Here is a 13,499-nt window from a genome sequence, read left to right as displayed (position 1 = left end):
TAGAGAGAACGCGAGCATGACCGTGCAGACCGAACGGCCGCCCTCCGGTCCGGTGGACGTGACGAAAGTGGACCAGCGAGGGCCAGGTGAGCAGCGACCGGCGTCCCGCGCGGGCGCGCTCGCCCCGTACCTCCTGCTGCTGCCCGCCTGCGCGGCCACCGTGCTGCTGCTCGGCTGGCCGCTGCTGAAGGACCTCCTGCTGTCGTTCCAGAACCTCAACATGGGACAGCTGATCCAGCATGTCACCGAGTGGAACGGCATCGAGAACTACAAGCAGGCCCTCACCGGCGAGGACTTCTGGCGCGTCACCGGCCGCTCGATCCTCTTCACGCTGGTCAACGTCGTCCTGACCATGTTCCTCGGCGCCCTGGTCGGCCTGCTCCTGGCCCGCCTCGGCAAGCGGATGCGGGTCACCCTGATGATCGGGCTCGTGCTGGCCTGGGCGATGCCCGTGGTCGCCGCGACCACCGTCTACCAGTGGCTCTTCGCCCAGCGCTTCGGCGTCGTCAACTGGGTCCTGGACAAGCTCGGTTGGCACTCCATGGCCGACTACAGCTGGACCAGCAGCCAGCTGTCGACGTTCTTCGTGGTGACGGTGCTGATCGTCTGGCAGTCGATCCCGTTCGTCGCCATCAACCTGTACGCCGCCACGACCACGATCCCCGGCGAGCTGTACGAGGCCGCGGCCCTGGACGGCGCGGGGGCCTGGAAGAGCTTCACGACCGTGACGCTCCCCTTCCTCCGCCCCTTCCTCTACGCCACGACGTTCCTCGAAGTCATCTGGATCTTCAAGGCGTTCGTGCAGGTCTTCACCATCAACGGCGGCGGCCCCGACCGGCTCACCGAGATCCTGCCCGTCTACGCCTACATCGAGGGCGTCGGCAACCAGCACTACGGCATGGGCGCCGCGATCGCCGTCCTGACCATCCTGATCCTGCTGGTCATCACCGCGTACTACCTGCGGATCGTGCTCAAGCAAGAGGAGGACGAGCTGTGAAGCGCTCGCTGTTCAGCCGCATCTGGCCCAACGCGACGGCCGTCATCCTGTTCATCGGCTTCGTCTTCCCCGTGTACTGGATGTTCGCCACGGCCTTCAAGCCGACCGGCGACATCATCTCCGAGGACCCGGTGTGGTTCCCGACCCACATCACCCTTGAGCACTTCAAGACCGCCACGGGCGTCGACCACTTCTGGACGTACGTCTCCAACTCGCTGATCGTCACGGTCTGCGCGGTGGCCCTGTCCCTGACGGTCGCCCTGCTCGGCTCCTTCGCCCTCGCCCGGATGCGGTTCAAGGGGCGCCGGGGTTTCATCATCGGGTTCATGCTGGCCCAGATGGCGCCCTGGGAAGTCATGATCATCGCGATGTACATGATCGTGCGGGACGCCTCCATGCTGAACAGCCTGGTCCCGCTGACCGTCTTCTACATGATGATGATCCTGCCCTTCACGATCCTGACGCTGCGCGGCTTCGTCGCCGCCGTGCCCAAGGAACTGGAGGAGGCGGCGATGGTCGACGGCTGCACGCGCAGCCAGGCCTTCCGCAAGGTGATCCTCCCCCTGCTCGCCCCGGGCCTGATGTCCACCTCGCTCTTCGGCTTCATCACCGCGTGGAACGAGTTCCCGCTGGTCCTGGTGCTGAACAAGGAGGCGGAGGCACAGACCCTGCCGCTCTGGCTGGGCAGCTTCCAGACGGCCTTCGGCGACGACTGGGGCGCGACGATGGCCGCCTCGTCCCTCTTCGCCGTCCCGATCCTGATCCTCTTCGTCTTCCTGCAGCGCAGGGCCGTCAATGGTCTGACGGCCGGCGCGGTGAAGGGATAACGCCACCCGATGACGACTTTCGCCAAGGGCACCGACACCCTCACGCGCGACGCGCTCACGGTCCTCCAGCCCGGCTTCACCGGCACCACCGCCCCCGACTGGCTGCTGCGCCGCCTGGGCGAGGGCCTGGCCTCGGTGGGCCTGTTCGGCCGCAACATCGCCTCGCCCGACCAACTCTCCGCCCTCACCGCCCAGTTGCGCGCCGAACGCGACGACGTCCTGGTCGCCATCGACGAGGAGGGCGGCGACGTCACCCGTCTGGAGGTGCGGACCGGCTCCAGCTTCCCCGGCAACCACGCCCTGGGCGCGGTGGACGACGTGGAGCTCACCCGCGAGGTCGCCTTCGAACTCGGCCGCCGCCTCGCCGCCTGCGGGGTGAACCTCAACTGGGCCCCGTCGGCCGACGTCAACTCCAACCCGGAGAACCCGGTGATCGGCGTCCGCTCCTTCGGCGCCTCCGCCGACCTGGTCGCCCGGCACACGGCCGCCTATGTCACCGGCCTCCAGTCGGCGGGCGTGGCGGCCTGCACCAAGCACTTCCCCGGCCACGGCGACACCGCGACCGACTCCCACCACGCGCTGCCCCGCATCGACGCGGACGCCTCGGTCCTGCCGGAGCGCGAACTGGCCCCGTTCCGCGCCGCGATCGCCGCCGGCAGCCGCGCGATGATGAGCGCCCACATCCTGGTCCCGGCGCTTGACCCCGACCACCCGGCGACCCTGTCCCGCAAGGTCCTGACGGACCTGCTCCGCGGCGACCTCGGCTACGACGGCCTGATCGTCACCGACGGCATGGAGATGCAGGCCATCTCCGCCACCTACGGCATCGAACGCGGCAGCGTCCTCGCCATCGCGGCCGGCGCGGACGCGATCTGCGTCGGCGGCGGCCTCGCCGACGACGAGACCGTACGGCGCCTGCGCGACGCGCTGGTCGCGGCCGTCCGCTCCGGCGACCTCCCCGAGGAACGCCTCGCGGACGCCGCCGAACGCGTCCGCTCCCTCGCCCGCTGGACGGCGGCGGCGTCCGCGGCGGACGCCTCGGCCACCGGCGACCCGGACGTCGGCCTGCGCGCGGCCCGCCGCGCCCTGACCCTCACCGGCGCCGCCGCCTTCACCCCGCTCACGGAGGCCCCGTTCGTCGCCGCCTTCACCCCGGTCGCGAACTTCGCGGTCGGCGACGAGACCCCGTGGGGCGTGGCCGCGGAACTGACCCGCCTCCTCCCCGGCACCGACACCGGCAGCTTCGCGGGCGACGGCGCCGGCATGGCCGCCCTGGCCGCCGCGGGGCGCCGCCGCATCGTCGCCGTCGTCCGCGACGAACACCGCCACCCCTGGATGACCTCGGCCCTCGACTCGGTCCTGCGCACCCGCCCGGACACGATCGTGGTCGAGATGGGCGTCCCGCAGGCACCGCCCCGAGGCGCCCTGCACATCGCCACGCACGGCGCGGCCCGGGTCTGCGGCCGGGCGGCCGCGGAGGTCATCGCGGGGGAGTAGGACGTCGTACGACGGAACAGGCGCCGGTTCCCACGAGGGGACCGGCGCCTGCGACGTATTCCTGACCCGGCGGCTAAATCCCCTGCCAGTCAGGCTTGTTGACGTACGTGTGCCGGAAGTAGTCCGCCAGCTTCAGCTTGGAGGCCGCTGCCTCGTCCACCACGACCGTGGCATGCGGATGCAGCTGCAACGCCGACGCCGGGCACACCGCCGCCACCGGCCCCTCCACCGTCGCCGCCACCGCGTCCGCCTTGCCCTCACCGGTGGCCAGCAGCACCAGGTGCCGGGCCTCCAGGATCGTCCCGATGCCCTGCGTGATCACGTGATGCGGGACCTGCGCGATGTCCCCGTCGAAGAACCGCGCGTTGTCGATTCGGGTCTGCTCGGTCAGCGTCTTGATCCGGGTCCGGGAGGCCAGCGAGGAACACGGCTCGTTGAACCCGATGTGCCCGTCGGTCCCGATCCCGAGCAACTGCAGATCCACGCCACCGGCCGCGGCCAGCGCCGCGTCGTACGCCTCGCAGGCCCCCGGGATGTCCTCCGCGGTCCCGTCCGGCCCCATGAACGCGTCCATCCCGACCCCGAGCGGCTCCAGCACCTCACGGCGCAGCACCGAGCGGTACGACTCCGGATGCTCCGCCGGCAGCCCCACATACTCGTCGAGCTGGGCGATCCGCGCCCGCGAGGCATCCACGGCACCGGACCGCACCTTGGCCGTCAGCGCCTGGTAGATGGGCAGCGGCGTCGAGCCGGTGGCCACCCCGAGCAGGGCGTCGGGCTTGCGCCGCAGGAGTTGCGCCATGGCCTCGGCGATGAGCTCGCCACCCGCCTTGGCGTCCGGAACGATGACAACTTCCACGCTGGGCCTGCCGATCTGAGAGACGGTCTGTGAGAGGGCTCGACTGGACCCGAAATGGGCCATGTGGTTTAGACCAATCTAACAGAATCAGGCCAACGGGCCCAGGGGTCCAAGGGGTGGGCGGAGCCGCCGGCGACGAGGGCCGGACGGCGCCCCACCAGCCGAACGCCGACCCTGCGTCACCCGGAGGACAGGCGCCGTTCCGCCTCGGGGAGTGAAATGGGACTGCCGGTGCACTGCCCGTGCACGGCCGGTCCACTGCCGAACCCGTACGCACCCCCGTACAGAATCCCTACGCACCCCCTACCTCACGCCCCGGGAGGCCCCCCGCGATGACCGCCCCGACTCCGCCCCAGGCCCCCCAGGACGACCTCCCCGGCCGGATCATGGCCCGCGAGATGGCCGAGCAACCGGCGGTGCTGCGCCGCATCCTGGAGCAGGGCGCCCCCGGCATCCGGCGGACCGCCCAGGAGATCGCCGCCCGCCGCCCCCGCTTCGTGCTGCTCACCGCCCGCGGCACCTCCGACAACGCCGCCCTCTACGCCAAGTACCTCCTGGAGATCCGCCTCGGCCTGCCCTGCGGCCTCACCTCCATGTCCACGACCACCGCGTACGGCGCCCACCCCGATCTCACCGACGTCCTCGTCGTCACCGTCAGTCAGTCCGGCGGCTCCCCTGACCTGGTGGCCTCGACCCGGGCCGCCCGCGAGGCCGGTGCGATCACCCTCGCCGTCACCAACAACCCCGACTCACCGCTGGCCGGCGTCTCCGAGTACCACCTCGACATCATGGCCGGACCGGAGAAGGCGCTCCCCGCGACCAAGACCTATACCGCCTCCCTTCTCGCGCTCTATCTCTTCGTCGAGGGACTGCGCGGCGGCGACGGGGCCGGCGCCAAGGCCCTGCCGGACCTCGCCGAGCAGCTCCTGGCCCGGCAGGACGAGATCCGCGCCCTCGCCGCCCGCTACCGCTTCGCCGAACGCATGGTGATCACCTCGCGCGGCTACGGCTATCCCACCGCCAAGGAAGCCGCCCTCAAGCTGATGGAGACCAGCTACATCCCCGCCCTCTCCTACTCAGGCGCCGACCTGCTGCACGGCCCCCTCGCCATGGTCGACAACGTCTCCCCGGTCATCGCGGTCGTCACCGACGGCAAGGGCGGCGAGGCGCTCCAGCCCGTCCTCGACCGGCTCCGCGGGCGGGGCGCCGACCTGGTCGTCATCGGGCCGCGCGGCCAGGTCGAGCAGGCCTCCGCCGGTTTCGTACTGCCCACCGAAGGCGTCCCCGAGGAACTCCAACCCGTGCTGGAGATCATCCCGTTGCAGCTCCTGGCCTACGAGGTCACCATCGCCCGCGGCCAGGACCCGGACGCGCCCCGCGCGCTGGCCAAGGTGACGGAGACGCGATGAACACGGGGTGAGTGAGGGGCGAGGAGGCGGGAGACTCCTACGTCAGGGAACCTCCCGTCGCATCGACCCAGCTCCCCGTCACCCACCGGCCCGCGTCCGACGCCAGGAACGCCACCACGTCCGCCACGTCGGCCGGCTCGCCCACCCGGCCCAGCGCGGAGTAGGCCGCCGCCTGTGCCCACGCCTCCTCGCTCGCGTGCAGCAGCTCATGCGTGTTGTCGGTCGCGATGATGCCCGGGGCCACCGAGTTCACCGTGATGTTCCGCGGGCCCAGCACCTTGGACAGGTCCCGGGAGAAGACGTCCAGCGCGCCCTTCGTCATCGCGTAGGCCATGTTGTCGGGCATCGCGGCGGTGCGGGCGAGGCCCGAGGAGATGTTGATGACGCGGCCGCCGTCCCGCAGGCGGGTGATGCCGTGCCGGACGAGGAAGAAGGGTGCCTTCACATTGACGGCGAAGACACGGTCGTACTCCGCCTCGTCTATCTCCTCGATCGGGCGGGACACCCCTATCCCCGCGTTGTTCACCAGGATGTCCACCCCGTCCGCGTGCCGGTCGAACTCCTCCCACAGCGCCTCGGCGTCACCCGGCCGCCCCAGCTCCACCCCGATCGCGAACGCCGAGCCGCCCGCCTCCTCGATCGCGGCGACCGTCTCCTTCGCCGCCGTCTCGTTCGTGCCGTAGTGCACGGCGACCCGCGCCCCGTCGCGCCCCAGCCGCTCGGCGACGCCCCGCCCGATACCCCTGCTCGCCCCCGTGACGAGAGCCGTCCTGCCTGCAAGCACGCCCATGTCGGCGCCCCCTTCGCATTTGCCTAGCGGTCGCTACAGAAAGACCGTACAACAGCCCGCCGACATTTCTCTAGCAGCCCCTATAGAATTCACCCCATGGAGCGCATCGAGGAGATGAACCCGCAGGTCAAGCAGGCCAAGCCGCGTGGCCGACCCCGCTCCTTCGACCGTGCCACCGCCCTGGAGAAGGCGATCCTCGCCTTCTGGGAGCACGGCTACGAGGCGACCTCCGTCTCCGACCTCACCCGTGCCATGGGCATCGGCGCCCCGAGCCTGTACGCCGCGTTCGGTGACAAGCGGGCCCTGTTCGAGGAGGTCGTCCTCGAGTACGGCAGGCGCTACGGCTCCTTCGGTGACCGGGCCCTCGCCGAGGAGCCCACCGCCCGGGCCGCCGTCGAGCGGATGCTGCGCGAGGCGGCCGTCGAGTACACCGCCCCCGGCCGCCCGCACGGCTGCCTCGTCATCCACGCGGCCACCAACTGCACCAGCGCCGAGGTCGAGGAGTCCCTGCGTGACCGGCGCAACGCGAACATCGCCGCCTTCGAGAGCCGTATCAGGGCGGACGTCGCCGCGGGGGAGCTGCCGGCCGACACCGACGCCGCGGCCCTCGCCCGGCATGCGGGGGCGATGATCCAGGGCATGTCGCAACAGGCGCGGGACGGGGCGAGCCGGGAGGAACTGGAAGCGCTCGCGGAAATTGCCATGGCCATCTGGCCCCGCACATGAACCCACACGGGTTAGGCTGCGTGGTGGATGCTAGGGCGTCCCAGTAGTTCTCCAGCACGGGTCGAGGCGCTCGCGGGACCCTCGGGGAACTGACAACAACAAACAGCCTCCAACGCATGGACACACCGAGTGGTCTAGTCCACAATGCGTGAAGAGAGTTGAAAACAGAACACGACAGACTTCCGCCCTCCCCGCACAGGAAGGCGGACCGAGGAACCGGTGCTCTCTGCCCTGACTGCCCCGGATCCTCATCCTTCGGCCGTCCGGGACCGCACACCCCGTGGCCGATATTGCTCCGGGCTGCGGTGCCGGGAGGGCTGAGGGTCCCTCCCAGGCGCCGCGGCCCGCGGGTGTTCTCAGGGCCGGGTGACTGATTTCCGGCCTTGTCCGTACCGCCAGGTACGCTCGCACACGTGCCCTCCATGAACGAACTGGTCCGCCAGCACACCGCCCTCGACGACTCCGACCTCGAGTGGCTCCATCTGCTGGTCTCGGAGTGGCAGCTGCTCTCCGACCTCTCCTTCGCCGACCTCGTCCTGTGGGTCCCCACCCGGGACGGCGCCCGCTATGTGTCGGTGGCCCAGATGCGGCCCAACACCGGCCCCACCTCCTACCAGGACGACATGGTCGGCCACCTCGTCCCGCGCGGCCGCCGCCCCCTGCTCGACGCCGCCGTCGACGAGGGCCGGATCGTGCGCGAGGGCGACCCCGAGTGGCGCGAGGAGGTGCCGGTCCGGGTCGAGTCGATTCCCGTACGACGAGAGGGCCGCGTCCTCGGTGTCATCGCGCGCAACACCAACCTGCTCACCGTGCGCACCCCGAGCCGTCTCGAACTGACCTATCTCCAGAGCGCGTCGGACCTCGCGCAGATGATCGCGGCCGGCTCCTTCCCGTTCGCGAACCAGCAGATGGACATGGACGCCGCCCCGCGCGTCGGCGACGGCCTGATCCGCCTCGACGCCGACGGCGTCGTCCAGTACGCGTCGCCGAACGCACTGTCCGCCTACCACCGCCTCGGCCTCGCCTCCGACCTCGTCGGCCACCACCTCGGCATGACCACCGCCGAACTCGCCCCGACCCGAGGCCCGGTGGACGAGGCGCTCGCCAAGGTCGCCAGCGGCTGGGCCCCGCGCGAGTTCGAGATCGAGTCGGGTGACGGGGTCATCCAGTTCAGGGCCATTCCGCTCAAGCCCAAGGGCACCCGCATCGGTTCCCTGGTGCTGCTCCGCGATGTCACCGAACTGCGGCGCCGCGAGCGCGAGTTGATCACCAAGGACGCCACCATCCGGGAGATCCATCACCGGGTGAAGAACAACCTCCAGACGGTCGCCGCCCTGCTCCGCCTCCAGGCCCGCCGGATCGACTCCGACCGGGGCCGTGAGGCCCTCGAAGAGGCGGTCCGCCGGGTCGGATCGATCGCGATCGTGCATGAGACGCTGTCCCAGAACCTGGACGAGCGGGTGGAGTTCGACGAGATCGCCGACCGGGTGCTCGCGATGGTCGCGGAGATCTCGCCCGGCAAGGTGACCGGTCGGCGCACCGGACGCTTCGGCATCCTCGACGCCGAGGTCGCCACCCCGCTGTCGATGGTCCTGACCGAGATCCTCCAGAACGCCCTGGAACACGGCTTCCGCGAGGGCGAGACCGGCACGGTCGAGGTCTCGGCGGTCCGCGGGGGTACGACGAAGGAGGCCCGCCTGCTCGTCACGGTTCAGGACGACGGGGTCGGCCTGCCCGAGGGCTTCGACCCGCACACCGCGGGCAACCTCGGTCTCCAGATCGTACGGACGCTGGTGGAGGGGGAGTTGGGCGGCACGTTCGACATGGTCCCGGCGCCCGGGCGCGGCACGCGGGTCATCCTCGACGTCCCGGTACGCGCCAACAAGTAGGGCCGGAGTCGGCAACTCAGAGTGAAACAGCCTGTGTTCAGAACAAGGGCACAGCAAGAAGCCCCGGACCAGAATCGGTCCGGGGCTCGAATGCTCGTTGCCAGCTTGTGCTGCGCACCGGGGGTACTGCGCGCTGCGGCTCGGGGGCGGGAGATGCGTACTCGCTGTACGCGCCGCCAAGCTCAGGCGGGGTGGGTGGGTCAGGCAGAAGCCTGACGGGCCCGGTTGCGGGCGGCGCGGCGCTTCATCGCACGACGCTCGTCCTCGCTGAGACCACCCCAGACGCCGGAGTCCTGACCGGACTCGAGCGCCCACTGCAGACACTGATCCATAACGGGGCAGCGACGGCAGACGGCCTTGGCTTCCTCGATCTGCAGCAGCGCAGGACCGGTGTTGCCGATGGGGAAGAAGAGCTCGGGGTCTTCCTCGCGGCAAACGGCGTTGTGACGCCAGTCCATGGCTGCTACCTCTCCTTGGTATTACGTGCAAGTTGCTTGTGAATGTGAACGCTTTCACGAATCCCTCAACAAGTGAAGGGCCGCCCGTCAGGTTTCCCTGGCGAGGTCCTGTGAAGTGAAGAGGGGTTCCGGTGATCTGTGGAGCCGGTGTTGCGGGCTGTCCCGATCGCCACGTAGAGACTCGCAAACCTCAGCGGCGGATACAACCCCTTCTGGAAAGTTTTTTTTGATTCCTCGGTGTCGACTAGGTCACAGCCGTACTTCCATGGGGTGGATGCTGGCCTAAACGTTCGAGTGAAAGGACTTCAGCCCTTTCTGCTCACACAATCACACGCAGTGCATGGCGTACGCCTGTGAACGTCACGCTCGTACGCAGCCCGAGGTGGTCGCCGTCCATCTGAAGGGGCAGAGGGACCTTCGAATGCAAGGTGAACTGGTCCAGGTCGTGCAGGGACACCGCGTGCTTGCCATGGGGTCCACGCTCGGGGGACGAAGTGAGCAACTGGGTGCCATACCGGGCGACAGCGGTCGTCGTCATACGGCTGAGACCGAGTACGTCGAGGCCTTTATCGAACGACGCCTTAGGTGATGCGTACATCGGGTGATTGCCCAGGAAGGTCCACGGAGACGTGTTCGAGACTATGGAGAGGACCAGATCGGTCACCGGCTCCGCGTCCGGACGCTCCAGGGTGATCGTCCCGTGCCGGCGGTGGGCCTCGCCGAAGAACTGGCGCAATGCCTGGCGGACGTAGAGGGCGTGTGTGGATTTCCTGCCGCGCTCACGCTGCTGCTCCACCCGCCCCACCACGCCGGCGTCGAATCCGAGCCCCGCGTTGAAGGTGAACCAGCGGCCCGGGACGGCCTCGTCCTCGGTGCCGGGTGTGCCGGAGGTCAGCCCCAGGCCGACCGTGCGCTCGCTGCCCTCGCGCAGGGCGTCGAGCAGGGCGCCGGTCGCCTCCACCGCGTCGTTGGGCAGGCCCAGGGCGCGGGCGAAGACGTTGGTGGAACCGCCGGGGACCACGGCGAGTCCGGGCAGGTGCTGGGGGTTCGGGCCGGCGTGCAGCAGGCCGTTGACCACCTCGTTGACCGTGCCGTCGCCGCCCAGGGCCACGACCAGGTCGATGTCCTCGCTCTCCGCGGCCTGCCGGCCGAGGTCGCGCGCATGGCCGCGGTACTCGGTGGTGACCGCCTCGAGTTTCATCTCGCTCGCGAGCGCGTGGATCAGGACATCGCGCGTACGTGCGCTTGTGGTGGTTGCCGCCGGATTGACCACGAGAAGTGCACGCATGAGTTGCAGCGTACCTACTGGGGGGTACCGGGCACAGGCCGAGGTAGGGATCACGTAAGACTTCGGTGCGTGAATCTTGCCACGGGCGGGCCGGGCAACCCCGGCGAGCGGCGGTGCGTCGCCCCGCCTGGCCGGGGGAGCCGGAGGGGCGACGGATACCCTTCAGGGGTGACCAGAGAGCAGACGCCAGCCCCCGAGGAAACCGCAGGACCGCGCCCGCGGCGCCTGATCTACGCCGCCGCCCTGGCCGCACTGGAGGGGCTCGCGCTCGTCGTCGGCGGGGTCTGGATGCTCGTGGAGGGCTTCACCGGCGACCCCGACGACCGGCAGACCGCTGTCACCGGCGGTATCACGCTCGTGGTCCTCGCCCTGCTGCCGCTGCTCGCCGCGCGCGGTCTGCTCGCGCTGCGGAGCTGGAGCCGGGGGCCCGCCGTCATCACCCAGATCCTGGCGCTGCCGGTGGCCTACAACCTGCTCCAGGCCGACAGCATGGCGATCCCGGCGGGCATCGCGCTCGCGGTCGTCGCGGTGACCGCGCTGGTCCTGCTCGTCAACCCGGCGACGACCCAGGCCCTCGGGATCAAGGGGCCGGGTCGCGCACAGGACGGGGAGCGGTAGTCGGTCGTACGGCGTCACGGGCGCCGGAGAACCCGGACCGGACCGTCACTCCTCCACGAGGAGCTTCTCCCGCAGCTGGGCCAGGGTGCGGGCCAGCAGACGGGAGACGTGCATCTGGGAGATGCCGACCTCCTGCGCGATCTGCGACTGGGTCATGTTGCCGAAGAAGCGCAGCAGCAGGATCCGTTTCTCCCGCGGCGGCAGGTCCTCCAGGAGTGGCTTGAGGGACTCGCGGTACTCGACGCCCTCCAGCGCCTCGTCCTCGGCGCCGAGGGTGTCGGCGACCGCCGGGGACTCGTCGTCGGTGTCGGGGACGTCCAGCGAGAGGGTCGAGTAGGCGTTCGCCGACTCCAGGCCCTCCAGGACCTCCTCCTCCGAGATGGCCAGCTTCTCGGCCAGCTCGTGCACGGTCGGGGAGCGGCCGTGCTGCTGGGAGAGCTCGGCGGTGGCCGTCGTCAGCGCGAGGCGCAGCTCCTGAAGCCTGCGCGGGACGCGGACCGCCCAGCCCTTGTCGCGGAAGTGCCGCTTGATCTCGCCGACGACCGTCGGGGTCGCGTACGTCGAGAACTCGACGCCGCGCTCCGGATCGAAGCGGTCGACCGACTTGATCAGGCCGATGGTGGCGACCTGGGTGAGGTCGTCCAGCGGCTCGCCACGGTTGCGGAAGCGGCGCGCGAGGTGCTCGACGAGCGGCAGATGCATCCGGACCAGCCGGTTGCGCAGCTCCGCGTACTCCGGGCTGCCGTCCTGCAGCTTGCGCAGTTCGATGAACAGCGCGCGCGCTCCGCTGCGGTCCTGAGGGTGATGCTGGGTGGCCTGGCCGCTCTGCTCGCCCTGCTGATCGTCTCGCTCGTGCTCGCTCATCGTCCTGCCCGTCGCCCTTCCCCGAGCCGGCGTCTCCGCTCGGACAGGGGAGACCCCGATCCGTCCGTCCAGAGGCGTGCTCCGCACGGCACCTTCCTGATCCCGCTGCCCGTCGTCCAGGAAGCCGGCCCCGGGGGAGCCGTCCTCCGGATGCGGCCGGGCCTGTTCGGGGATGCCGGCGACTCCGGCCGCATCGACAGCGCCGTCGATGGAATCCCCCGTGTGTCGGGACCCGCCTGTGCCCTCGGCCGGCAGCTCCCGTGTGCCGCGCTCTTCGTCACGCACCGGCCCGTCCCCTGTCCTCACGCCGGCCCGGGTCCCGCGCCGCGCTGTTTGTAGAGGCTGATCGAAACGGTTTTGTCCTCGTCCACCGCGGAGGAGACCTTGCCCGCGAGCGCGGACAGCACGGTCCAGGCGAAGGTGTCCCGCGAAGGGGCATGACCGTCCGTGGTCGGCGCCGAGACGGTGACCTCGAGCGAGTCGTCGACGAGGCGGAAGACGCAACTGAGCACCGAGCCGGGCACGGCCTGCTGGAGCAGGATCGCGCAGGCCTCGTCCACCGCGATGCGCAGGTCCTCGATCTCGTCGAGGGTGAAGTCCAAACGGGCCGCGAGGCCGGCAGTCGCCGTACGCAGCACCGACAGGTAGGCACCCGCAGCCGGCAGCCGGACTTCCACGAAGTCCTGGGTCGCGGGCTCGCCTGCGATCTGGGACACCCTCACCTCCAAGGTGGTACAAGCTTTTCGGGGCCGAGGGTCGCCCCCCGGAGTAACGCGAAGTGTGGTTCAGCGGTGACGCTATCGCGCTCTCAACTTTCCTGTCCCCGGGACCCCGACCCCTTGCCGTCACTCACAGTAAAACTGTGGACACGCTCCGTGTCTAGGGGTCTGCGGCTCCAATTGGGAAGAACGCGCGCCGGGTTGACGTACCCAGACGTCAGACCGTCGAACCGTCCGGAAACGGAGTCGGTACCGGCCTGGTCGCGACCCGGACCCGGTCACACGAGAACGTGGTCCTCGAAGCACCAGCGCCAGTCCTCACCGGGCTCGAACGTGCGCATGATCGGGTGGCCGGACTCCTTGTAGTGCGTGGTGGCGTGTCTGCCGGGCGAGGAGTCGCAGCAGCCGACATGACCGCAGGTGAGGCAGAGCCGCAGCTGCACCGGGTGGGTACCGTCGCGCAGACACTCGGGACATGTGTCGTTGAGCGGAGCGGGTTCCGGGTGCGGCAGCGCGTCGGCGTGCGTGCACTGTTTCATGATTGCCAGGTTACGACGG

14 protein-coding genes are annotated in these 13,499 nt (G+C 69.9%); 7 read left to right on the top strand and 7 right to left on the bottom strand.

Translation table 11 applies throughout. From position 1 onward, the window contains the following. The first annotated feature begins 16 nt into the window (after positions 1-16). The 3 genes from ACIHIX_RS01130 to ACIHIX_RS01120 are packed head-to-tail and all read left to right on the top strand — an operon-like array spanning position 17 to position 3,321. Positions 17-997 (top strand): carbohydrate ABC transporter permease, encoded by a 981-nt coding sequence (locus tag ACIHIX_RS01130; protein WP_399948422.1) that lies wholly within the window; start codon positions 17-19, stop codon positions 995-997. Continuing rightward, positions 994-1,824: a carbohydrate ABC transporter permease gene (locus ACIHIX_RS01125; protein WP_399948420.1), complete on the top strand. Its 831-nt coding sequence runs from the start codon at positions 994-996 to the stop codon at positions 1,822-1,824. Before ACIHIX_RS01130 ends, ACIHIX_RS01125 begins: the two co-directional genes overlap by 4 nt. Before the next feature lie 9 nt (positions 1,825-1,833). Then, the gene (locus ACIHIX_RS01120; RefSeq protein ID WP_399948418.1) at positions 1,834-3,321 is read left to right on the top strand and encodes a glycoside hydrolase family 3 protein; all 1,488 of its coding nucleotides are present in this window, start codon (positions 1,834-1,836) and stop codon (positions 3,319-3,321) included. Between the two features lie 73 nt (positions 3,322-3,394). On the opposite strand, the gene nagB is transcribed toward ACIHIX_RS01120, so the two are convergent. Beyond that, a complete protein-coding gene (gene nagB, locus ACIHIX_RS01115; RefSeq protein ID WP_399948416.1) occupies positions 3,395-4,180 on the bottom strand; it encodes a glucosamine-6-phosphate deaminase in 786 nt (261 codons plus the stop codon). Between the two features lie 332 nt (positions 4,181-4,512). Between nagB and ACIHIX_RS01110 the strand changes: the two genes are divergently transcribed. Further along, positions 4,513-5,589, top strand: a complete 1,077-nt coding sequence (locus ACIHIX_RS01110; RefSeq protein ID WP_399948414.1) for an SIS domain-containing protein — start codon at positions 4,513-4,515, stop codon at positions 5,587-5,589. A gap of 37 nt (positions 5,590-5,626) precedes the next feature. On the opposite strand, the gene ACIHIX_RS01105 is transcribed toward ACIHIX_RS01110, so the two are convergent. Then, the gene (locus ACIHIX_RS01105) at positions 5,627-6,379 is read right to left on the bottom strand and encodes an SDR family oxidoreductase (protein WP_399948413.1); all 753 of its coding nucleotides are present in this window, start codon (positions 6,377-6,379) and stop codon (positions 5,627-5,629) included. 96 nt (positions 6,380-6,475) lie between these two features. Here ACIHIX_RS01105 and ACIHIX_RS01100 point away from each other — a divergent pair, with 96 nt between their 5' ends. Together ACIHIX_RS01100 and ACIHIX_RS01095 are read left to right on the top strand one after the other, a co-directional pair. Next, positions 6,476-7,105, top strand: coding sequence for a TetR/AcrR family transcriptional regulator (locus ACIHIX_RS01100; RefSeq protein ID WP_399948411.1), 630 nt, complete (start codon positions 6,476-6,478; stop codon positions 7,103-7,105). 422 nt (positions 7,106-7,527) lie between these two features. Then, positions 7,528-8,994 carry a sensor histidine kinase gene (locus ACIHIX_RS01095; RefSeq protein WP_399949997.1) on the top strand — a complete coding sequence of 489 codons (1,467 nt, stop codon included), beginning with the start codon at positions 7,528-7,530 and terminating at the stop codon, positions 8,992-8,994. Positions 8,995-9,194: 200 nt separating this feature from the next. Here ACIHIX_RS01095 and ACIHIX_RS01090 read toward each other — a convergent pair whose 3' ends face one another. Together ACIHIX_RS01090 and ACIHIX_RS01085 are read right to left on the bottom strand one after the other, a co-directional pair. Continuing rightward, positions 9,195-9,452 carry a WhiB family transcriptional regulator gene (locus ACIHIX_RS01090; protein ID WP_006142322.1) on the bottom strand — a complete coding sequence of 86 codons (258 nt, stop codon included), beginning with the start codon at positions 9,450-9,452 and terminating at the stop codon, positions 9,195-9,197. 319 nt (positions 9,453-9,771) lie between these two features. Next, positions 9,772-10,740, bottom strand: a complete 969-nt coding sequence (locus ACIHIX_RS01085) for a diacylglycerol/lipid kinase family protein (protein WP_399948409.1) — start codon at positions 10,738-10,740, stop codon at positions 9,772-9,774. 168 nt (positions 10,741-10,908) lie between these two features. Here ACIHIX_RS01085 and ACIHIX_RS01080 point away from each other — a divergent pair, with 168 nt between their 5' ends. Next, positions 10,909-11,358: a hypothetical protein gene (locus tag ACIHIX_RS01080; protein WP_399948407.1), complete on the top strand. Its 450-nt coding sequence runs from the start codon at positions 10,909-10,911 to the stop codon at positions 11,356-11,358. Positions 11,359-11,403: 45 nt separating this feature from the next. On the opposite strand, the gene ACIHIX_RS01075 is transcribed toward ACIHIX_RS01080, so the two are convergent. From ACIHIX_RS01075 to ACIHIX_RS01065, 3 genes are all read right to left on the bottom strand, one after another. Further along, positions 11,404-12,528, bottom strand: a complete 1,125-nt coding sequence (locus ACIHIX_RS01075; protein WP_399948406.1) for an RNA polymerase sigma factor SigF — start codon at positions 12,526-12,528, stop codon at positions 11,404-11,406. Next, a complete protein-coding gene (locus ACIHIX_RS01070; RefSeq protein WP_004925829.1) occupies positions 12,525-12,938 on the bottom strand; it encodes an anti-sigma regulatory factor in 414 nt (137 codons plus the stop codon). The genes ACIHIX_RS01075 and ACIHIX_RS01070 overlap by 4 nt, the downstream gene beginning before the upstream one ends. A 281-nt stretch (positions 12,939-13,219) precedes the next feature. Beyond that, on the bottom strand, positions 13,220-13,480 hold the full coding sequence (locus tag ACIHIX_RS01065) for a UBP-type zinc finger domain-containing protein (protein WP_194079752.1): 261 nt from the start codon (positions 13,478-13,480) through the stop codon (positions 13,220-13,222). Positions 13,481-13,499: the final 19 nt, after the last annotated feature.

Origin of the sequence: Streptomyces sp. NPDC051913, assembly GCF_044593635.1 — a bacterium.
Lineage (GTDB): Bacteria > Actinomycetota > Actinomycetes > Streptomycetales > Streptomycetaceae > Streptomyces.
Note: the sequence above shows the minus strand (reverse complement) of the source record. Positions and strands in the feature narration are given on the sequence as shown.